Below are 20865 nucleotides of genomic sequence, written 5' to 3'. Positions count from 1 at the left end.
CTCAGTCCCTCAGATGCTGTGGCTTGAAGAGTGTGAGTCCGCGGATTGCCTGCCAGTTCTCGTCGTCTTTGCGCACCTCGAAGCCCAGCGACCGGCATGCCCACAGCGCATCCAGATACTCGGCGGTGCTGGGTTCCCGGATGCCCTCCTGGCGTGCTCCATCCCTCACATTCTTCAACTCCGTGGCCAAGGCCGAGGCCAGCTCCAGATCCTTTTCGTCAACCTTGCCGAGGCGGGCCCGCAGATGCTCCTCAGCGATACGCACCAGTTCCTCCACCTCGGTGGGAGGCACCAGCTTGGCGATGACACACCGTCGGAGGAATGCCTGCGGCAGTTCCCGCTCCTCGTTCGTCGTAATGACCACCAAATTCCGGTGGAAGGGGCGCTCCTGGAACTCACCTCCCGACGCCTCGAACTCCACCCGTGTCCCGGACTCGGCGACGGTGAAGCCGTGCGACGCCAGCGGCGCCAGCAATCCGTTGGGCACATCGGGATCCGCCTTGTCGATCTCGTCGATCAACACCACGGCATGCTGGGCATCACGTCCCTTGTTCCGCTTCTCCAGCGGATGCTCATACGCCTCCACGATGCCTTCGCGTGCGTGCTGCATGGCCCGGACGTGACGGGCCGCGGATTTCGGCGCAAAAGCCCACCACAGAGGGCCCGGCTCGACGTAGTAGTCGGGACTCAGATGCTTGGACCCTCTCCCCAATAACCCTCTTGTCGGGGTCTGGGCTTCGGCCAGGCGGCGAACCCCGTCATACGTCCACTGCAGATCGCGGGCCCGAGTCTGGGAGGTCACCACGAAGTTGTAGTAGCGCCAGCCACGTTCTTTGGCCACGAAGGGCGCCATCGAACTCTTGCCGGACCCCGGCTTGCCCCGCAGCAGAAGCGGACGCCCCGCAGCCAGCGCAACTTTGACTGAGAGCTCGAGGGAATCGGGCATCACGTAGACCAGACCGTCGTCGCGGTCCGGAACATGAGTTTGAGAACCGCTCGCCACGGTCATAGGTCCTGCCTTTCATCGACTGGCACTCATCCGGCCGGCTGCACCGCAGCATCCAGACGCGTCTTGAGGGAGTACGCACGCTGCTCCGCTCCCACCGGCAAGTCCACCGACACCGCGCGGGTCAGCTCAAGACTGCGCAACTCGTCCTCGCCGGGCCTGCCTCCCGGAGTCAGCAGCACGACAATCAGCCAGGAAAACCATCCGTGCAGCGTGTTGACCACCGTGGCCACATCCTGCAGGCGCCAGTCAGCGGCGTTGATGACCAGATAGTCGCGGATCCGCTCCCGCGCCTGCACCGTGTGCTCATTGAGCGGCATCTGCGGCGGCACCCCGAAGACCTTTCGTAACGCCGCCAGGCACGCATCGAGAAGGTCCTCAGCCGGTACACGCTCGTCTACCGGCATCTCCTGCGGATCGGGCAGCTGCCCCAACTGAAAGCTGTCCGGCTCGTTGTACAGCGCCCGCCGGACATGTTGGCGGGCTGTCCACACGTCGTAGGCGTGCAGCAAAACCACCGGTCGGCGTGCTGTCTCCCCTGCGGAGGAGACCGGAGCGAAGGGGACAGCATCATCCGGATCCACCCAGCCCGGCAGGATTTCCTCGGCGAGATGCTCCAACTGCCGACCGTCCAGCCCGGCCCGCAAGGCAGCCACGGCGCGCGGGAGGGGGCTGTCAGCCGCCCCCTCCCGAACGGTCGACCCGGCTCGCAGCATCAGGTGGGCGAGGAACATCTCGGCGCCGACCTTGGCCCGCACGTGCAGCATCTCATCGTGGCTGCAGCTCAGTTGGGCCGCTGCGTCGGTCACGGTGTCGAAGTTGTTCCGACGCGAAGTCGTCAGGAAAGCGGCCACCCGCTTGACCCACGCATGAAACGGCCGGTCACTCACAGGCCCCACAACCGGGGCGAACTCGGCGACCACCCATTCCACAAACTGCTCAACCTCACCGCCCTCGGGCAGGGGCTTGCGGTTCCCGAGTTCCGCCTGGAGCATCAGCAGCGCGTTGAAACCCCGCCTTCGGGCGGCTTGCGTGTCCTGGGTACCCAGAAAGACAGGCAGGACGGTCCGTAAGCTGCGCACGATGTGCCGCCCCATGAGGACATCAGCCTCACGCCGCACCCACTGAGACTCCGCGATCGTCACAGGCCCGAGCAGTACAATCGCCGCGTCGCACAGATACATCTCCTCGTACAGGACGTCGTGCCAGGAGTCGCCCGCACGGAGCTTTTCGACATCGGTGAAGACGTCATATCCCCGTTCGACCAGCCGTGGCTCGATCAGACGTAACGCCTCATCGACGCAGCCGTCCTTGCCCTTTCCCCCGTGGCTGATAAAGATCTTCAGCGTCGCTCCCCCAGACTAACCGTGAGGGGCACCCCCTCCCCCTACCGGTATGCCGCAGCGGTGCTACCGGCCTCTGCGCAGAGATTGTGCTGTACACGCGGCTGCCACGCACCGTTTTCGTCATAGCCCGCGGGCATTTTTCTCAGCCTCGGGGGGACAAGGGAGGGCATCGCCTGCGCAGGCAAAGGGTCTGAGTCGGCCGGACGCTCAAACGCTGGTGCGCCAGGCGCTTTCCGTGGGCGCCCGGTACGGCGGAGTGCCGGGTCCCGCGGTCATGGCGCCTCCAACAGGTCACCGGCACCGGGTAGCGGCTGGCTCGGATCGTCGTAGAACAGGGCGATGCCGTCGGCCCAGTGGGTCTCTCGCAAGCCCGCGCGCAGCCCCAGCTGCAGCGCGTGGACGACTTCGGGCAGCCGCTCGGCGCTGCCCGCTTCGGCGATGGTGTCGCCCACACGCCGGTGGAAGTCGCCGCAGACGGCGTCCGGTTGGTCCGGCCGGCGCCGCCACAGCGCGACGCTGTAGCCGCCGTGCACGATCCGCAACAGCGCGAGCGGGTCGTCCTCGAAGTGGTGGTCGCCGTAACGGCACAGCACCGGGACCGTGGTGTGGGGCAGTCCGCGTAGCGACTCCGTGGGCGGTACGGGTACCCGTCGCCCGTCCTCGCAGTCCAGGACTTCGCGGCCTTCGCGCCGTACGCGTGGATCCGCCGCCAGCGGGCCTCGCGCTCGTACTGTTCCTCGTCGGCGGACATCTGCCGGTCGACGAAGTCGCCCTCGTCCGGCAGTCCCCGCAATCTGGCCGAGCTCCAACTCGTCCCTCACTCATTCTCTTGGTCTGCGGATCCCGGCGTGATGTTTCTGGGAGTCTGGACACCATCGCTGCGGTTAGGGGGCGGCTTTCGAGAGCCGTGGGGGAGGGGGCACGTGGCCGAGCGTGGTGCCGTCGATTTGGACAGGCTGGTCAAGGCATCGGTGACGCGCGTCCTACGCCCGATGCCGGACGGCGACGATCCTGACGGCCCTGGTCGACTTCTGGGCAGCGGCTTCTTCGTGGCTCCCGGCCTGGCGATCACCTGCAGCCATGTCGTTTCGAATCGCCAGGACGATGGCCCTGATTCAACGCGCACTCGGGTCCAACTGGCGTTCGGTGACGTCCGAGCCGACGGTGTGGTGGAGTGGGCCAGCCCGGGAGCAACCAGTAGGGGTGCACGATGGCCGCTGCCGGATTTGGCGGTCATCCGTCTAACCGAACCGGTTGAACACGCATGTGTGCGGCTCTCCGAGCGCCCTCTCGAGCCCGGTGACACGGCATGGGGATACGGGTTCACCTTCGAGGAGTCAGAGCTGCAGTTGTGGACGGGAACCCTGGCGTATCAGGGCGGGCTCGGTGACGCGCTGCGCGTCGGCGGCGACACGCTACCTGACGGGGTCGCCGGTGGTCCCTTGGTGGATCCTGCCGCCGCCGGTGTGTGTGGCGTCCTGAAGTCCCGTCTGAGCGGCGAGGGTGGGCTAGCCGTCCCTCTGACCGCGCTGCGCGACAGTGAGGACGCTCAGGCCGCCTCGCTCTTCCGTGAGCTGTGGGAGCGGCACGACGCGTATCACCTGAACCGGTCCGTGAGGTCCATGCAGGGGACGGGGCGGGCTGGGTGGTGGAACGGCGGGGGAGGTTCGCATTCGGGTCCGCGGGCACGTGCGCTTGCGGGGCTCGGCAGTGATCGCCCGAGCAAGGTTGATCTGCTGGGCCATGAGGGCGAGGTGGAGATGCTCGCCATGCTCGCGACCGCGCTGACGACCACACCGCCGCTGGCGATCGCGCTTCTGGGGGAGTGGGGCGCCGGCAAATCCAGCACCATGGAGCAAATGCACGCGCATGTGGCGGCCCTGACCGAACGCGTCCGTCGGCAGCAGGAGTTGCAGTCGGCCTTTGTCGCCAACGTACGACAGGTGCGGTTCAACGCCTGGCATTACGCCGAGGAACATCTGTGGACCGGACTGGTCGACCACCTCTTCCGAGAACTCGCGACGGAACAGTCAGACGAGCAGTCGTCAGCGATGCCCGTGGAGGAGGTTCGCCGGCGCCGAGACCGACTGCTGCGCGAGCGGGACCAGGCCAAATCCGACGTCGAGCGTCTTCAGGCAGCTGTGGATGCCGCTGCCGAGACCGCTCCGACCGGCCGTGCGTCGGCTGCGGGCGATCCGCTGCACGGTCCCCGGCTGCTGTGGACCGAAGCAGGTTCGATCACCCGTTCCGTCTGGTCGAACCGCCGTGTTCTGTTGATCTGGATCGCGGTGCTCGGCACTGCGCTCGTCGTGTGGGCGCTGGCGGGTTCGTGGATCGCCGCCGGCTTCCCCCTGGCGCTGGGGGCCGGTGCCGCGGTGCAGCCAGTTCTGCGACGGGCGCGGTCCTTGCACGATTCGATGCGGAAGATCGCTGCGGCGGCCGGTGACCGAGTCGGGCAGGATCTCAAGGAGGCCAATGAGCGGGTGGCGGTGACGGCAGACCGGCTCGCCCGGATCGACGCCGCTATGCGGGTGTCGGAGTTCCTTCGCCGTCGCTCCGAGGAGCCGTCTCCCTACGAGCCGTATCGCAGTCTGCTGAGCCAGGTGCGACGCGACCTGGAACAGCTGGAGAGCGACCTCGCGCTGGCGCATCAGGAATGGATCGAACGCACCGAACCGGGATCCCGGACGCTACCCCCTCTGCAGCGCGTCATCCTCTACATCGACGACCTGGACCGATGCTCCCCGCAGCGTGTGGTGGAAGTACTCGCGGCCGTTCACCTGATGCTTGCGCTGGAGCTCTTCGTCGTGGTCGTGGCGGTGGATCCGCAGTGGCTCATCAAAGCACTGCACCTGTACCACCAGGACTTCTTCGGTCCGGCGCCGACTTCGGGCGAGGTGACGGCTGACGCCCCCAACACGGGTCCGCTGGACTATCTCGACAAGATCTTCCAGGTGCCGTTCACCATAGCCAGATCCGGTGAGGACGCCACCGCCCGTTACCTGCGTTCGCTGCTGGGGGCGACAGGACAAGGCGCTGATGCGGCACAGCCTGCCGGTGAAGCCGGTCCATCAGGCCTGGCGGAAGGGGGAGCGACCGCGGAGTCGGGCGCTGAGGACGACAGCTCGTCGCCGTCCCATGCGGATGCTGCCTCGCTACTGTCCGACGTGCAGCGGCCTCCGGTGACGGTTCCGGAATTGAGGGATCTACGCCCCGATACCCTTCAACTCCACACAGCTGAGAGTGACTTCATGACCTTCCTTGGGGCACTGTTGCCAACTCCTCGCGCTGCCAAAAAGCTGGTCAACCTGTATCGACTGGCCAGGATCAGTATCCCGGCCGGTGATCTCGACACGTTCGTGGCGACAGATCATCAGGCACTTCAAGTGCTTCTGGCCGTGCTCGTCGGGTCACCAGCTGCGTCACAGCAGATATTCACAGCCCTCGCGAAGGCCCCCGAAGACAGGGACGTACGCGACGTGTTGAGCGCCATGGCCGGGAACGACAGCAACAGTGCCACGGCTGCCACTTGCACGAATATCGTTGCCGTACTGGATCGGATCGCGCTCACGACCAGCATGGCGACCACGGCCAAGAGCTTCCAGCGGTGGATCCCTCTTGTGGCGCGGTTCAGCTTCCACTCCAGAGCCTGGGTGAGCAGCTAGGAAAATCTTAGCGCCCCTCCCACCCGGCGCCCTGACCACCACACGAGGGGGATCCGACTTGACGATCTTCTTCGGTTGACGGGGGACGGTTGCGCATCCGCCAGGATGCGGGGTCAAAGATCCGCCTCCGTCACTCAGGTTCCGTGGAGAGTCCCGTGAGAAGCCCGTACGGCTCCGTCTTCAACATGTTCGCCACCACCTTCGGGTCCTGCCCGAGCTGCGGCGACGGCCATCTGCTGTGGCCGGAGCGGAAGTTCCATGTGGATTGGGATGAATCGCAATCAATCGAGCATGGCCCCGATGCAATCCGATGTGCCCTTGAGGTCCTGGCTGCAGCTGCGGACGGATCACCCGGATGCAACGAGCCATCCCTGCGTATTCTGGTCGCCTCAACCTACGAAGCCATGTCCGAGATGCGCATGGGGGCGTGGGCGCAGCGGCAGTATCGCAAGCGGCGCCAAAGCGGGCAGGATCCCATGCTCGCTCAGGAGACGGTGTTGTACGTCTTCCTCTCGATGACACTGATGTGGTCTTCCATGTACGCGACGGCGTCCGGGCAGGGTGTGGACAAGGTCCTTGAGTTCGTCACGGACCAGGCAAACGCTGCTGCGACGTCGATACCCCAAGAGCGACGACAGGCTGCCGAGTCACTGTTGGTGGCCGCCGTGCAACAGGCACCAGAGCACGGCGAAGATCTCGAAGGACTGTTCTCGGCGTTGTCGCTCAGCTGCCGGATGCTTGAGAAGCTGTCCAAGCACCTCCGAGGCAACAAGACCGACAATCAGGTCGGCATCTTGCTGGCTGCTGCGAACTACGCACTCTACGCAGGGACGCTGGTGTCCAGAATGGACTCCGTGTAGGCCCGCGGTTCCACCGTTCGGTCGGCGACATAGCACTGTGGCAAGGATTGGGCGGGTTTTTGGAACGTTTGGACGAGACGGCTGTGCCCCATCGGGTGGGATAGTCGGGGCCGCCGGGTGCGGCCGAAGTCGGATGAGGCAGGGTGAACGGCATGGTGACTTTGGCCAGCCCGTCGGTGGGCACATCGGTACGCGCAGCCTCCGCGGCCCTGCTGGATCCTGCCGCGCTGTCTGTCTCGCTCCAGCTGATGGGCAGCCAGGCGCTGCTGTTCTACCGGCTTGACGGGGAAGAATGCGCACGCCGCACCCGCGTCTCAGCGGCCCGTCTGGACAGTCTTGATGCGCTGCAGACTCTTTTGGAGCTGCCCGTCGACGAGCCCGTCGCACTCGCGTCGCTGCCCGCACGTCTACGTTCGGCGGTACGGCGGCTGCCGACCGGCGCCGCCGAGGTCGACCGCCGTGAGGTCACCCGGCGCGCGGTGCGGGCGGTCACCATTGATCTCGCTGTGGTCCGGGCGAGCGCCGCGGGCTGGCGCGGAGGACTGGAGCAAGCCGGCCGTTTCGCTCCCTTCTGCCGGCGCGCACTGCTGCTGGACAGTGCTTCACCGGCGGCTGAGGAGATGCTGATGGAAGCTGCCTTCTACGGCATCGGCATCCTGGTGGCCGACGGCGAGAGCGTGGACATGCTGCTGGAACCCCGGCCCTACACCCCGTGCCGCCACACCCCCGCAGCGTGGTGCTTCACTGAGGAGTTCCACCACCGCATCGGCTAGTCACGGCTCACTGCGTTCCGCGCCCGCCACCGGGCGTGCCGCGGACGAAGCCTGCGGCGCGACGGGGGCCTGCGCCCACTGCAGCAACTGCTGGGGCACCTTGAAGGCGCTGAACCCGGGATGGTCGAGTTCAGCGTTGAGTACCGGGTAGCGGTCCACTGCGCGACGGCAGCGCTGCTGCCACCACGCGGGCTGCCCGGCTGGCTCGACGGCGTGCATGGTGCGCAGCCACTCCATCAGTACCGCCGCGTTGTGGGCGGCGGCCGGTACCTGCCAGTGATTGCTGACGAAGGTGTCCAGCACGAGCCCGTCACAGGCCGCACACCGGCACACCGGCGACAGGCCCGCGGCGAACCTCTTCGCCAGCGTCTCGCCGAGGAAGAAGTCCATCAGCTCCGGCAGCAGCACGGAGGGCGAGTTCGGTCCGCCCGGGGACCGCTTGGCCGCCTGGCCGGGCGGCACGATGTGCCGCACGCTGCTGGTGGCGCCGAAGGCGGTGAACGCCGCCCCGTGGGCGAGGGCCCCGAACGCCGCGAGGTCGGCACGCAGCAGCGCAGTTCCGGGCACCTCCGCCAGCAGCCGCTTGAGGTTGCCCACTGCCTGGGAGAAGCCGGCCAGCGGGTCCATCTGTCCGCCGAGCATGACTGCTTTGGGGTTCGGCACGAGATTGAGCCAGGCGATCAGCTGCCCGACCGCGTCGTCGCGCAGCCACCCCACGTCCAGGGGAACACTGAAGAAGACGTGGGGGTCCTCCAGTTTGAGGACCTGGTGGACGGCCGCCTTGAGCGCGTCGGAGTCTTCCGCGTGAAGATATCCGGTGGGCGTCATGGCCGCCGTCGCGCCCGCACGGTGGCCCACCTGCTCCTCGATCGACAGCCTCAGCGGGGCGCCGAAGGCCAGCTGGCCTTCCGAGACGTCGGGGAAAGGATCGTCCTCAGCGGCCGCCGCCACGGTGTAGACGGCAGGATCCGCAAGCAGCGGTCCCATGAACCCCTCCTCGCGCAGCTTGCGGACCTTCGCTGCCGCCCCGGGACCGCTGACGACGAGCCCGCTGCGCACCGGATCGAGCTGCGCGCGAATGTACCCGACCCGGCTCACTCCGGCCTGCAGCAGCATCCGGCCCCGCAACTGCCCGGGTACAGAGGGCGGTTGGGTGAGAGGATGGTCGGGAGGCTCAGCGGGATCGGAACCGGCGCCCGGGCGCGGGGAGGGGAACGACTCAGTCATGGCCTCACCTTCGAAGCGGAATCCACCGCCGCGCCTTCGCGCGGGGCATACAGCAGCTGGAAGTCCTCGGGCAGCAGCCGGGCACAGCGGGCCAGTTCCGCCTCGCTCATCCCAGCGGCCAGAGCTGAGCGGATCAGCCCAGGGACGTAACGGGGCCGCTCCCGGTCTATCTCGACCGGTTCGGCCGTCCGGTAGCCCAGCGCGGACATCTCCACCATCACGCTGCGGTACTGCCAGTCCGTGACGATGTTCAGACTCTGCGCCCGGCGCAGCAGCGCGGCCATCGACACCTTCCACTCCCGCTTCAGCCGGGCCAGCAGTTCCAGGTCGACGCGAGGAGTGAAGGCGGAGCGGATGTCACGCGCAGGCATGAGGAACTCGGCAGCGAATTCGTCGGCCTGCCGCTCCTGCGTGCCGCTGTCGCCAGGGGACTGATGCAGCACCAGGTGCCCCAGCTCGTGCGCCAGGCTGAAGCGGTAGCGGTCTGCGGGCGCGTGGTCGTTGGCCACGATGAGCGGCGGCTGTGTTCCGTCCCACTGGCTGACCGCATCGAGCCGGCCGCTGCCCAGATCGCGCGCGACCACCAGCGTTCCGGCCGCCTCCAGGGATGCGGTGATGTCCGGCGCCGGGCCCGGCGGCATGCCCCAGGCCTTGCGAACCTGTCGGGCTGCGTCCTTGGCCGTGGTCAGGGCGTCGAGCGCGACAGTGGGAATGGCCGCAGCCCGCACGCCGAGACCGGGGCGGCACGCGGCGATGCCCTGCAACTGAACGCGTGTCAGGGCGAGATGGGCATGCTGGCGCCGCAGGGCGGAGACGGTCAACGACGCACGCTTGCGGTGATGGACGAGCCCCACGCCGATCCCGTGCACCTGCGGATTCAGACACAGCAGATCCGGCGGATACCCCAGCGCCGCCGCATACAGCTCCAGCCGCTCTCCCGAGACCGCCAGCCGGCCGCTCTCGGCGCGGCTCACGTACCCCTGCGACACCACCGCATCACCGCCGGAGGCTTTCACCATCGCCTCAGCCACGTCGGCTTGCGTCATGCCGCGGAACTCCCGGGCCACCACCAGCATCCCCGGCTGCGCCGGACGTACGTCACTCACGTCGTACCACCTCGGATCAGACCTCAAAAGATTAGCTTCAAATATTCCTCCATGTATCGAAGTTGACAAAACTGACAGAACGTCAAGGAGAGCGGACCGGGTGATGGCTGGGCGACGTGACGCTGCTGGTTCGCACGGATGGCTGCTCTTGGAACCCGAGAGAATGCTCGGTTGGCCGCGACGCCCGTGATGAAAGGCTCCGCCATGACGGACGCGACGTTCCAGATCTCGATCCGGCGTCCCTCGGCTCTCAGCCGCAGGGCGTGGAACCGCGCAGTTCCGGTTCGCGCTGGTACAAGACGTTCACTGAGGCTGTGCCGGTGCAGCACCCGGCTTCTGGGGGACGCGGCGTCTCGCCCTCAGGCGGCAGAAGCCCAGTCTTGTCTCGCCCAGACGCTAACTGGCGCAAAACGGGGCGCTGTTGCTTTGCGTGCCTCTAGGATGACTGCCTGCGCCGAGGCCTCAGGTGCCTCATCCGCACGCGTAACGCCCGCACGCCACACCCCTGTCCGTCGCCCGGCGGAGCGGGGAGATACGGAGCAGCTCGACCGTGCACCTCATCCGCTTCTCCGCGTGCGGGTTCCGCTCACTGACCCATGTGCAGGACATCCCGGTCAGCAGCCCGACGATCCTGGCCGGCCGCAACGACGGCGGCAAGAGCGCGGTCCTGGCCGCGCTGGCCTTCCTGCTGGGTGAGCACCGTCTGACGGACGAGGACCGCACCTACCAGCAGGACGAGGGCGTCAAGGGACAGCGCTGCGCGGAGACATGGGTGGAGGGCATCTTCCACCTGGATGCCGCCGAGCAGGCCGCAGGGGCCCAATTGTCGGCTGAGGTCCGTATCCGCCGCCGCTCCCGCGCCGGCGAGGAAGCCTGCTGGGAGTTCTTCGGGTCGCAGCCCGCTGACAGCCGTCTGCAGGGCCTGGGCCGACTGATGAAGAAGGACCTGACCGAACTGGTCGCCGAGTTCGGTCTCGCCCCGTCGGGCACGCTGAAGGAAGACCTGCTGGCCGCGCTCACCGCGCACGCCGCGACCGTGCCGCAGACCGACGAGTGGCAGCCGCTGCCGAAAGACCTCGAGGCACGTCTGCCGCGGCTGCTGGCGTTCGGCGGCAAGGACGAGAGCCCGGACGACGCGGTGCGCACCGCTTTGAGCAGTTGCTACGAAACCCATCTCGAAGATGAGACCCTCCAGGGGCAGGTCCGGGAGATCGAGAAGGAGATCACTCAGCGGCTGGAGAAAGAGGCGGACTCGCTGTGCCGGCACATCCGCCAGCACTGCCGCGAGTTCGTCGGGGTGGAGGTCCGGCCCGAGGTCTCCTTCAAGGGCGGTTTCAAGCGTGCCCCGCTGGAGGTCTCCAAGGCCGACGGCGAGCCGGTGGACCTGACCCGCTCGGGCCAGGGCAGCACCCGGCGCATCGCGCTCGCCGTATGGGAGTGGACCAGTAACCTCCTGGAGGCCACCGAACTCGCCGCAGTGGGGGAGACGGACCCGGAAAAGCCCACTCAGACCATCGTCGTCTACGACGAGCCCGACACCCACCTCGACTACCGTCACCAGCGCACCGTCATGGACATCATCCGCAAGCAGTGCGCCCTGCCCCACGTCAGCGTCGTGGTTGCCACCCACTCGATGAACCTCATCGACGGCGTCGACATCGCCGACGTCGTGCACCTCAAGCTCAGCGACAACGGCCGAACAGTCATCGAACGCCTCCAGGACGACACGCACAACGGCATCGACGTCCACCTCGGGCAGATCGCCGCTGCCGTGGGCCTGCGCAACTCCGTCCTGCTCCACGAGCGCTGCTTCCTGGCCGTCGAAGGGCCCACCGAGCAGCAAAGCGTGCCCCTGCTCTTCCGTCTCTCCCAGGGGCTGTCCCTGCAGGCCGCCGGCATCGCCCTGTGGGCCTGCGGCAACAACGAAGGAGCTCTCCACCTGGCGGGATACCTCGTCAAGCACCACCGCACCGTGATGCTCATGGTCGATGCGGACAGCCGCAGCAACAAGCACTTCAAGACCGAAAAGCTCATCAAGGCCGGTCTCGATCTGGCGAAGCAGGTCTCCTACGTCGGCGAGGCCGACGGCCTCAACGAGCTCGAGGAACTCTTCACAGATGAGCAGTGGGCTGCTGCCGCCAACGCCCACTGGCCCCGCCAGCCGGGAAAGCCGTGGAGCGCTGGCGACTTTGCAGCCCACCGCGGCGGCAAGTTCAGCAGTCTCATCCTCGACATGATCAAACAGCAGGCCATGGAGAACAGTCCGAACGGGAAGACCGACATGTTCTACGGCCTGGTCACGACCCTGACGATCGCCGAGGACGTGCCGCGCCAGCTGCGGGACATCTTCACCGAGGTCCAGGCCCTGGCTTCCTGACCTGGCCGCTGAGGGCGCGCCGCTGCTGCATGCGCTCCTTGCGCTGCTCGGCGGTCGGCGCCACCCAGGCATGCCAGCCGACCTCCGGAAGCCATTGCCGACCGTGGCCGCGGGCCTCGATTCCGCACCAGCGGCATCCGCCCGGGGCCACAGCGTGTTCAGACCTGGCAGAACGCGATAACGACATCACATCCTCCTTCCCCCACTGCTTATCTTGCCTCCTGCCACTGACAATCACCCTGTGAGCGGCACCGGGCCTGCAGCAGCGTCGGGCAAGTGCAGAAACCTTCCCTCATCTGCCCCTATGCTCGCTCAAAGCAGACTGTTTATCGGGAAAGCCACCCGCATCTGCTACCGCTGTGGTTACGGTCTGTGCTCATGAGGATCCTGCACACCTCGGACTGGCACCTGGGCCGCCAGCTGCACCGAGTCCCCCTGCTGGCCGAGCAACGCGCCTTCCTGGAGCATCTGCTGGACACGGTGCGGCGAGAACAGGTTGAGGCCGTGGCCGTCGCGGGCGATGTCTTCGACCGCGCCATCCCGCCGCTGGATGCGATAGACCTGTTCAAATGGATTCTCGAAGAACTCGCCGCCCTTCAGGTCCCGCTCGTCATGATCAGCGGAAACCATGACTCGCCCCGCCGCCTGGGAGTCAATGCGCGTCTGATCGAGCACGCCGGGATCCATCTGCGCACCGGCGTGGAGGACTGCGCCCGTCCGGTCATCCTGCAGGACCAGCACGGACCCGTGGCCTTCTACGGCCTTCCCTACCTCGAACCCGGGCTGGTACACGCCCACTTCGGCGCAGAACGCGCCAGTCATCATGCGGTACTCAGTGCGGCCATGGACCAGGTCCGGGCCGACCTGGCCGCCCGGCCTTCCGGTACCCGGTCGGTGGTCCTCGCCCACGCGTTCGTCACCGGAGCCGACACCAGCGACAGCGAGCGCGACATCACCGCAGGCGGCGTTCCCTCCGTGGCCGCCTCAGTCTTCACCGGGGCGGACTACGTGGCACTGGGGCACCTGCACCGCTGCCAAAAGATCAGCGAACGCACCCGCTACAGCGGATCCCCGCTGGCCTACTCCTTTTCTGAGGCCGAGCACCCCAAGGCCATGTGGCTGGTCGACCTGGGCGCCGACGCCGCCCTCACGGCACGCAAAGTCCTCTGCCCCGTTCCGCGCCGCCTGCGCCAGATGACCGGCGCCCTGCAGGAGCTGCTGACCAGCCCCGAGTACACCGAGTACGAGACGTGCTGGCTACACATCACGCTCACCGACCCGGACCGTCCGCACATGGCCATGGAGCGCCTGCAGCAACGCTTCCCCCACGCCTTGAAGTTGAGCTTCTCTCAGGAGCGTCAGCCCGGGAGCGAGTCCTACCGGTCCCGCGTCCAAGGCCACACCGACCACGAGATCGCCCTGGGATTCCTCCACCACGTCAGCGGTCTCCCGGCCACCCACGAAGAACAGGACCTGCTGCACGAGGGACTGGAAAGCGTCCGCACCCAAGCCGCCGCGCGAGAGGCCAGTTGATGTATCTCCACCATTTGACTGTCCAGGCATTCGGCCCGTTCGCCCGCACCGAAGACGTCGATTTCGATGCCTTGACCAGCGCGGGCCTGTTCCTGCTGCGCGGCGACACCGGCGCGGGGAAGACCAGCATCCTGGACGCGGTCTGCTTCGCCCTGTACGGCACCGTGCCCGGCATCCGCCCCACCCACCGCCTGCGCAGCGACCATGCCCCCGTAGACACACGCACCTGGGTCGTCCTCGAGTTCAGCGCAGCCGGCCGCCGCCTGAGGATCACACGGACACCCAAGCAGACCTATCCCAGCGCACGTGCCAAAAACGGTACCGCCACCGCCGAAGCTACCGTCCAGTTGCACGAACGAACCGTCACCGAGCAGGACTTTGCCGCTTGGGAGCCGGTCTGCGCCAAACACGAAGACGCCTGCAGAGAGATCGAGGCGGCGCTGGGACTTCCAAGGAACAGTTCTGCCAGGTCGTCCTCCTGCCCCAGGGAGACTTCGCGAAATTCCTGCGGGCCGACGCCAAAGACCGCGCCTCCCTGCTGCGCAGGCTCTTTGACACCGGACGCTTCCAAGAACTGCAGAACTGGCTCACCACGCGCAGCAAGACCACGAAAAAAGACCTCGACGAAGTCACCGCCGCAGTACAGCAGCTCAGCGAACGCATCGACCAGGAAGCCGGCCCCGCCCTCCAGGAGGCCGACACCGCCTCGGACCGGCCCATCCGCCCCGACACTGAACACCCCGCCGACGCTCGCTCCTGGGCCCAGGACCTCCTCGCCCGTGCCCAGGCTGCCCAAACCGCCGCCCTGACAGACGAGGAGCGCAGCGACGAAGCCCACCAAAGAGCCAAGCAGGACCATCAGCGCGCCGTCGACCTCAACACCCACCAGCGCCAGCACAGCCAAGCCCTCGCAAAGCGCGCCGCCCTGGACCACAAGGCCGCCGACCACCCACGATTGCGCGAACTGCTCGAGAAAGGCCAACGCGCCGAACCACTGCGCCCCTTGCTGGACGGCCTTGAACGCAGCGCTCTCGCACTCCAGAAGGCCCAAACCGCAGAGGACACCGCCCGCACGCTGCTGCAAGCCGCCCACACCCACGCCGAGATCCCGCAGCTGCAGCTGGCCCTCGAACAGCACCACGCCGAGCGGGGCCGCCTCCAAGGTCTTCTGCCAGACGAGGAGCGCCATACCCAACTCGGCGCCCAGATGGGCGAGCTGAGCGAGAAGGGAGAGGAGGCGCAAGCCGACCACGACGAGGCCGCACAGTGGCTGGAGGCGTGGCCTGCGCTGCAGGCCGAGCACACCGGCCGCGTGGAGGCCATGGCCAAGGCAGCCGACCAAATCCCCCAACTCGAGCGAGACATTCAGTCCCTGGACACGCAGCTCACAGTGGCCCGCACGCGCGACAGCCTCGCCGCCCGGCTGGCCACGGCCGAGGAGACCGAGACCAAACGCGAAGCGGAGGCCCTGCACGCCAAGAAGGACTGGCTCGACCTGCGTGAACGCCGCCTGGACGGCATGGCTGGTGAACTGGCCGCCGAACTCACGGACGGAGCTGCATGCTCGGTGTGCGGCTCAACCGTCCACCCAGCCCCGGCACACCTGCGGCCCGACCAGCCCACGCGTGAAGACGAGGAGAAGGCCCACACCGTCCACGAACAGGCCGAGGCCGCACACAGCCAGGTCACCCGCACCCGCAGCGACCTCGCCGAACAGCACGCGCAGGCACTCGGAACAGCCGGACCAACTCCGCCCGACCAGCTCGAGCTGCAACTCCAGGCCGCCCGGACAGCCCACCAGACCGCCTGCGACCAGGCCGGCAAACTGCCCCTCGCCCAGGAAGAACTGGCCCGGCTCCGACACGAGTGCGACACCCGCACCCAGCAGAGCCAGGAGGCCAAGGACCGCCTGACCGAATGCCAGACACGCCACAAAGCCCTGGCACAGCAGCAGCACACCATTGCCCTCGCCCTGGATGCCGCACGCGGCAGCGCCGCGACCCTGGGCGACCGTATGACCGAGCTCACCCGTGCCGCGGAACACCTCACAGCCGCCGTCGACGCTGCGCAGACCACGGCCACCGCAGCCGACCGTCACCGTGATGCCTGCACCACAGCCGACGATGCAGCCCAGGACGCCGGGTTCACCACACGCGAGGAATCTGCCGCCGCCATGCAACCCGTCGCACTCCTGCAACAGTGGCGCGAGGAACTCCAGCAGTGGGACAAGGACAACGCCGTCGTCGCCGACACCCTGAACACGCCGGACCTGCTCGAGGCCTGCGCCCAGCCCCCCGCAGAGCCGCAAGCCGCCAGCGATGCGCTCCTGCAGGCCGAAGCACGCATGAAGCACACCGCAGGCGCATCCCAGCAGGCCCGCGACCGCTTCACCGCCCTGACCGCACTCGTCGCCGATCTTGAAACCCGCCTGAGCGAACTCGCACCTCTGCAGGCCCGCTACGCCCTGGCTGACCGCCTGGCAGGCATCGCATCGGCCACCACCGGGGCGAACACACTCAGCATGGAACTGGAGGCCTACGTCCTCGCCGCACGCCTCGAAGAGATCGCCGACGCAGCCAACATCCGGCTGCAGGCGATGACCTCGGACCGCTATCTCCTCGTGCACAGCGACGAGAAAGACGCCGGCCGGCGCGGACGCCTCAAGGCCGGTCTGGGGCTACGGATCCTGGACAACTGGACCGGTACCGAACGCGAAACCTCCACCCTGTCCGGCGGCGAAACCTTCACCGCCTCCCTCGCCCTGGCCCTCGGCCTGGCCGACGTGGTTACCCAGGAAGCCAGCGGCCGCCCCTTGGGAACCCTGTTCATCGACGAAGGCTTCGGCAGCCTCGACGAGCAGAACCTGCAGGACGTGATGGACGTACTCGACCAACTGCGCGCCGGCAACCGGGCGGTCGGGATCGTCAGCCACGTTGCTGAACTCGGCCGCCGCATCCCCAGCCAGCTCAGCGTGATGAAACACCGCAACGGCTCCACGCTGCGGCCGCTGGTCGCCGCCGACCTGTGACCCCCTGCCCAGCTGCGGCCGCTGGTCGCCGCCGACCTGTGACCCCCTGCCCACCCACGCTGCACCGAGTTCGTCTGCGGCAGCAGCGAGCCCCTGTGCGGCAGCAGCGAGCTCGTGCCGGACCTCTTCTCCACCCGCCCACGCAGACCCCAAGCACGATCGACGGCTAGCCTGCGGCATCAGAGCGTGGAGGAAGATGGGCCACAGAAGACCCGACAGACACCTCGTAACCCGCCTCCCCACGGCAGGAGAGCATGCCGCCCGCTGACATCGAGCTCCGGCCCCACCAGAAGGAAGCCGTCACCGCGGCCATCACAACGCTGCGCACGCACCCGCGAGCCAGCGTGGTGGCCGCCTGCGGTACGGGCAAGACGCTCATCGCCGCTCGCACCACCGCCCGCATCGCCCCGCGCGGACGGGTTCTGGTGCTGCTGCCGACACTGGACCTGCTGTCCCAGACGATCCGGTCCTGGCGCCTGGCTGGCCGCAAGGGCACCGCCATCGCCGTGTGCTCCCAACGCCAGGCCCTCGACCACGAACCGCTCGGCGCCGACGTTCCCCTCACCACCGACCCCGCCGAACTAGCCTCCCTGGTCGGGCAGTCCAGTCCCGGCCCGGTCACCGTCTACGCCACCTACGCCTCCCTGCCCGCCGTCATCGCCGCCCACCGCGACCACCGCCTGCCTTCCTGGGACCTGGTGGTCGTCGACGAAGCGCACCGCACCGCTGGCCGCCTGGGCAAGGCCTGGGCCGCCGTCCACCACGACGACCAGGTGCCGGCCGCCCGCCGCCTCTACCTGACCGCCACCCCTCGCATCTGGGATCCCGACGACGCCCCGGACGGCGACGGAGTAGAGACGGTGGCCTCCATGGACGACGAAGACCTCTTCGGTCCCGTCGCCTATCACCTCAACCTTTCCGACGCCATCGATCTCGGGCTGCTCGCCGACTACCAGATCCTCGTCCCCGTGGTCACCGACGCGGACCTGCGCGATTGGCTGGCCACCGGAGCCGGTGCGGGTGTCGACGGACTGCACCTGGCCGGCCGCCAGGTCGCCGCCCTGCGCGCCATCCACGACCACAAGCTGCGCCGCATCCTGACCTTCCATCATCGTGTCGCCGACGCCCGCGCTTTCGCCACCACTCTGGCGGAGACGGCAGCCGCCCTTCCCGAACAGCTGCGCCCACAGGGGCTGTGGGCGGACTGGGTCAGCGGCAGCCACACCCCGCAGATCCGCCGCCGCCTCCTGCTCGAATTCACCTCCCACACCAGCCCCGACACACCGGCCGTCCTATCCAACGCCCGCGTGCTGGGGGAGGGCATCGACGTGCCCGACATCGACGCGGTCGTCTTCGTCGACCCCAAGAACAGCCCCGTCGACACCGTCCAGGCCGTAGGCCGCGCCCTGCGCCAGCAACCCGGCGCCGGCAAGAAGGCCACCCTCGTCGTCCCCGTCTACCTCACCCCCGACGAAAACCCCGACGACCTCCTCGGCGCCGACGCCTACACCCCGCTATGGCGCACCATCCAGGCCCTACGCTCCCACGACGACCGCCTCGAGGCCCGCCTGTCGCGGGTCGTTCTTTCTGCGTAGTGCTGGTGTTCTGGGCTGGTGGTTTCTCAGTTGTAGCGGTTCGTTTCGTGTTGCTGGGGGGCCGGTTGGTGGTCTGGTGGTGGGGGCTGCGGGTTTCTGGCCTGGGGGTCGTGCAGGTTGCCTGGGTGGCGTGCAGGTTGATTGGGCCGCTACTTGAGAAGCGGCGTGCGGGGGCTCGGGCTGGGGGCGGTCACGTGGTGGCGGAGTTTGCGGGCGGGGTCTGGCCGGTGGTGGGGCGGCGCTCGCGGAGGGCTTGCAGGATGTTGGCCTGGTGCTCGTCGGCGGGGCCGTTCCCGGTGGAGGCGTGGATGAAGGGCTCGAGGTGTGTGTAGAGGTCGTCGAGTCCGAACATCGCGTCGAGGCCGGCCAGGGTGGGGTGGTCGATCAGAGGGAATGGGTGGGAGGCCGGCTGGATGAGTTTGCCCAGGAGTGGGAGAAGTTCCCATCCGTTGTCGAGGCGTTGGTGTAGCCAGGGGCGCAGGGTGTCAGGGTTGGTGTGGCGCCACATCCAGATCAGGTCGGTGTCGGAATCGGTGAGTTCCTCGGCGGGCCTGCCCGTGCTGGGGGCGAGGTGCTGGGCGATTCGCTCGGCCACGGCGTCGCGGGCGTGAAGAGACCAGTCTTCGGTGGTCTGTACGTGCTCGGAGTCGTTGTTGTCAGGGTTGGTGGCGCGGTGCAGGGTCCGCGTGGCCAGGATTGCTCCGTCCGGGGTGGCGGCCATGGCGGCCAGTACGGGGGGCCGTTGTTCCGGTGGGAGGTCGGTGAGGAGGTCGCGGGCCAGGAACTGCAGGCTCATGCCGCTGTTGACCAGGCCCATCATTTCCGGTTCGGCGGTCGTCTGCCCGTACGTGTCCGCCATGGCCTTCAGCAGCGCGGCGGCGGGGACGGGGACGGGGCTGCCAGTGTTGCGTCGCTGCTCGATTCGGCGGGTGACGCGGTGGGTGTCTTCACGGAGACGCAGTAGCAGTTCGGCTGCCTCCTCTTCAGGCGCGTCGGCGGCCAGTTGGGCCAGGGCCTGGTCGAAGACGGCTTCGGGGAGGTCGTCGTCGGGGACGCCGAAGACCATGTACCGGTCGAAGTAGTCGGTGCTGCCGATGCCGCGGCGCTGTGCGGCGGCTTTCGCATCGCCGGCCATGCCGAGGTCTTGCTGGACTGTCGGGAACAGCTGGCCAAGCAGGCGGAGCACGCCTTCGACGTGCTCTGCGGCAACGCCTGCTTCGCCCAGGCGGTTCCGCCAACGGTCGGCTCTTTCGCCGAGCTGTTGTGCGTTGCGTCGTTGGGATGGGTCGAGGCTCGTGCCGGTGAGTTCGGCACGGTGGCGCCTCAAGAGTCGGTAGGCGCCGGGTTCATTGGTGCGCAGGAAGGTGACGATGAGGAAGTCGACCAGATCCACGTCTCCGACGAGGGAGCCGAGCGTGGCGTCGGCCTGCCCGAAGTAGCGTTTGACGGCCCGTGGCGTCTGGAGCCGGTCTTGCAGGTGCCGGAAGTGGGCCTCGGAGAAGCGCTGCTCCTCGCCTGGCGTCATGGACAGGTTGTGGGAGTCCAGAATGGCGTTGAGCGCGCGGATGCTCATGGCGGCCGCGTCGCGTTCGCGGAACGCGGGAAGATCGAGGCGTACCTGGATGATCTTTTCCAGGAACTCGCGGGCACGGGGCTCGCTGTTTCCCACGAGATCGCTGCGTTGCAGGACATCCAGCAGGGTCTGCTCGTCGAAGCCGATCAGGTAGTAGACGTTCGGCAGATGGCCCACCAGGCGCACCAGCTTGAAGACCAGGAGCAGTTCGTCTGGGGTGAGGCGGTCTAGGTCGTCCATGACGACCAGGACGGGCTGGCCTGCCTGCCGCAGGGCCTCTTCGGCCTTCCGCTTGGCGGCCGACGCGCTGGTGTCTCCGTTGATGCGGTCGCTGAAGGCCTTGATCAGGCCCTCTGAGTCGAGGCCGGCGAGCGCGGTGAGTTTACCCAACGGGCTGATGGCCTGCCCGAAGCCTCCGAGCCGTTTACGGACTTCCGACCAGCGCCTTCCCTTGGGCAGGGCGGCTCGGATTTCACTGAACAGCGCGGCGGTCAGCGATTCCAGGTCGGAGTACAGCCATGGATTGAGCTCGGCGATCAGCCAGGTCTCGCGGCGATCCTGACCCTGCAGAAGACGCATCACTTTGCCCAGGACGGTCGACTTGCCGGATCCCCAGGAGCCGATCAACGCCAGGACGCCGGTCTCGGTCTGGGCCCGGACGCGCCCGAGCAGTTCTACGGCGTGCCGCGCGTACTGCTCACGCCCCAGCAGATCCGGCCCGTTGTCGTCGAGAAAGGGCTCGTCATTGAAGAAGCGCGCATCACTCACCGGCACAT

14 protein-coding genes are annotated in these 20865 nt (G+C 67.6%); 8 read left to right on the top strand and 6 right to left on the bottom strand.

The features are described 5' to 3' along the window. Position 1: 1 nt before the first annotated feature. From OG390_RS00135 to OG390_RS00125, 3 genes are all read right to left on the bottom strand, one after another. On the bottom strand, positions 2-1009 hold the full coding sequence (locus OG390_RS00135) for an AAA family ATPase (protein ID WP_406164412.1): 1008 nt from the start codon (positions 1007-1009) through the stop codon (positions 2-4). 26 nt (positions 1010-1035) lie between these two features. Further along, positions 1036-2340: a toll/interleukin-1 receptor domain-containing protein gene (locus OG390_RS00130; protein WP_406177421.1), complete on the bottom strand. Its 1305-nt coding sequence runs from the start codon at positions 2338-2340 to the stop codon at positions 1036-1038. Positions 2341-2624: 284 nt separating this feature from the next. Continuing rightward, positions 2625-3173, bottom strand: a complete 549-nt coding sequence (locus OG390_RS00125) for a hypothetical protein (protein WP_406164411.1) — start codon at positions 3171-3173, stop codon at positions 2625-2627. A gap of 102 nt (positions 3174-3275) precedes the next feature. On the opposite strand from OG390_RS00125, the gene OG390_RS00120 reads away from it, so the two are divergent. From OG390_RS00120 to OG390_RS00110, 3 genes are all read left to right on the top strand, one after another. Continuing rightward, positions 3276-6017, top strand: a complete 2742-nt coding sequence (locus OG390_RS00120; RefSeq protein WP_406164410.1) for a P-loop NTPase fold protein — start codon at positions 3276-3278, stop codon at positions 6015-6017. 185 nt (positions 6018-6202) lie between these two features. Then, positions 6203-6877 (top strand): hypothetical protein, encoded by a 675-nt coding sequence (locus OG390_RS00115; protein WP_406164409.1) that lies wholly within the window; start codon positions 6203-6205, stop codon positions 6875-6877. Positions 6878-7029: 152 nt separating this feature from the next. Next, the gene (locus OG390_RS00110; protein ID WP_406164408.1) at positions 7030-7650 is read left to right on the top strand and encodes a hypothetical protein; all 621 of its coding nucleotides are present in this window, start codon (positions 7030-7032) and stop codon (positions 7648-7650) included. Here OG390_RS00110 and OG390_RS00105 read toward each other — a convergent pair whose 3' ends face one another. Together OG390_RS00105 and OG390_RS00100 are read right to left on the bottom strand one after the other, a co-directional pair. After that, the gene (locus OG390_RS00105) at positions 7651-8877 is read right to left on the bottom strand and encodes a hypothetical protein (protein ID WP_406164407.1); all 1227 of its coding nucleotides are present in this window, start codon (positions 8875-8877) and stop codon (positions 7651-7653) included. Further along, positions 8874-9953, bottom strand: a complete 1080-nt coding sequence (locus OG390_RS00100) for an ImmA/IrrE family metallo-endopeptidase (protein ID WP_406164406.1) — start codon at positions 9951-9953, stop codon at positions 8874-8876. The genes OG390_RS00105 and OG390_RS00100 overlap by 4 nt, the downstream gene beginning before the upstream one ends. Positions 9954-10533: 580 nt before the next feature. Here OG390_RS00100 and OG390_RS00095 point away from each other — a divergent pair. From OG390_RS00095 to OG390_RS00075, 5 genes are all read left to right on the top strand, one after another. Beyond that, positions 10534-12360 carry an ATP-dependent nuclease gene (locus tag OG390_RS00095; RefSeq protein ID WP_406164405.1) on the top strand — a complete coding sequence of 609 codons (1827 nt, stop codon included), beginning with the start codon at positions 10534-10536 and terminating at the stop codon, positions 12358-12360. Positions 12361-12738: 378 nt separating this feature from the next. Further along, positions 12739-13893: an exonuclease SbcCD subunit D gene (locus OG390_RS00090; protein WP_406164404.1), complete on the top strand. Its 1155-nt coding sequence runs from the start codon at positions 12739-12741 to the stop codon at positions 13891-13893. Next, positions 13893-14702 (top strand): AAA family ATPase, encoded by an 810-nt coding sequence (locus OG390_RS00085; RefSeq protein WP_406164403.1) that lies wholly within the window; start codon positions 13893-13895, stop codon positions 14700-14702. The genes OG390_RS00090 and OG390_RS00085 overlap by 1 nt, the downstream gene beginning before the upstream one ends. Before the next feature lie 398 nt (positions 14703-15100). Further along, positions 15101-16921 carry an SbcC/MukB-like Walker B domain-containing protein gene (locus OG390_RS00080; protein WP_406177419.1) on the top strand — a complete coding sequence of 607 codons (1821 nt, stop codon included), beginning with the start codon at positions 15101-15103 and terminating at the stop codon, positions 16919-16921. Between the two features lie 254 nt (positions 16922-17175). Then, entirely contained in the window at positions 17176-18516 is a 1341-nt protein-coding gene (locus OG390_RS00075; protein WP_406164402.1) for a DEAD/DEAH box helicase family protein, read from the top strand. A gap of 190 nt (positions 18517-18706) precedes the next feature. Here the strand turns inward: OG390_RS00075 and OG390_RS00070 are convergent, their stop codons facing one another. Next, complete coding sequence (locus tag OG390_RS00070) at positions 18707-20857, bottom strand: P-loop NTPase fold protein (protein ID WP_406164401.1); 2151 nt, start codon at positions 20855-20857, stop codon at positions 18707-18709. Between the last annotated feature and the right edge of the window lie 8 nt (positions 20858-20865).

Source organism: Streptomyces sp. NBC_00996, from assembly GCF_045162675.1.
GTDB lineage: Bacteria > Actinomycetota > Actinomycetes > Streptomycetales > Streptomycetaceae > Streptomyces.
This window is presented reverse-complemented; position numbering and strand designations above follow the sequence as displayed.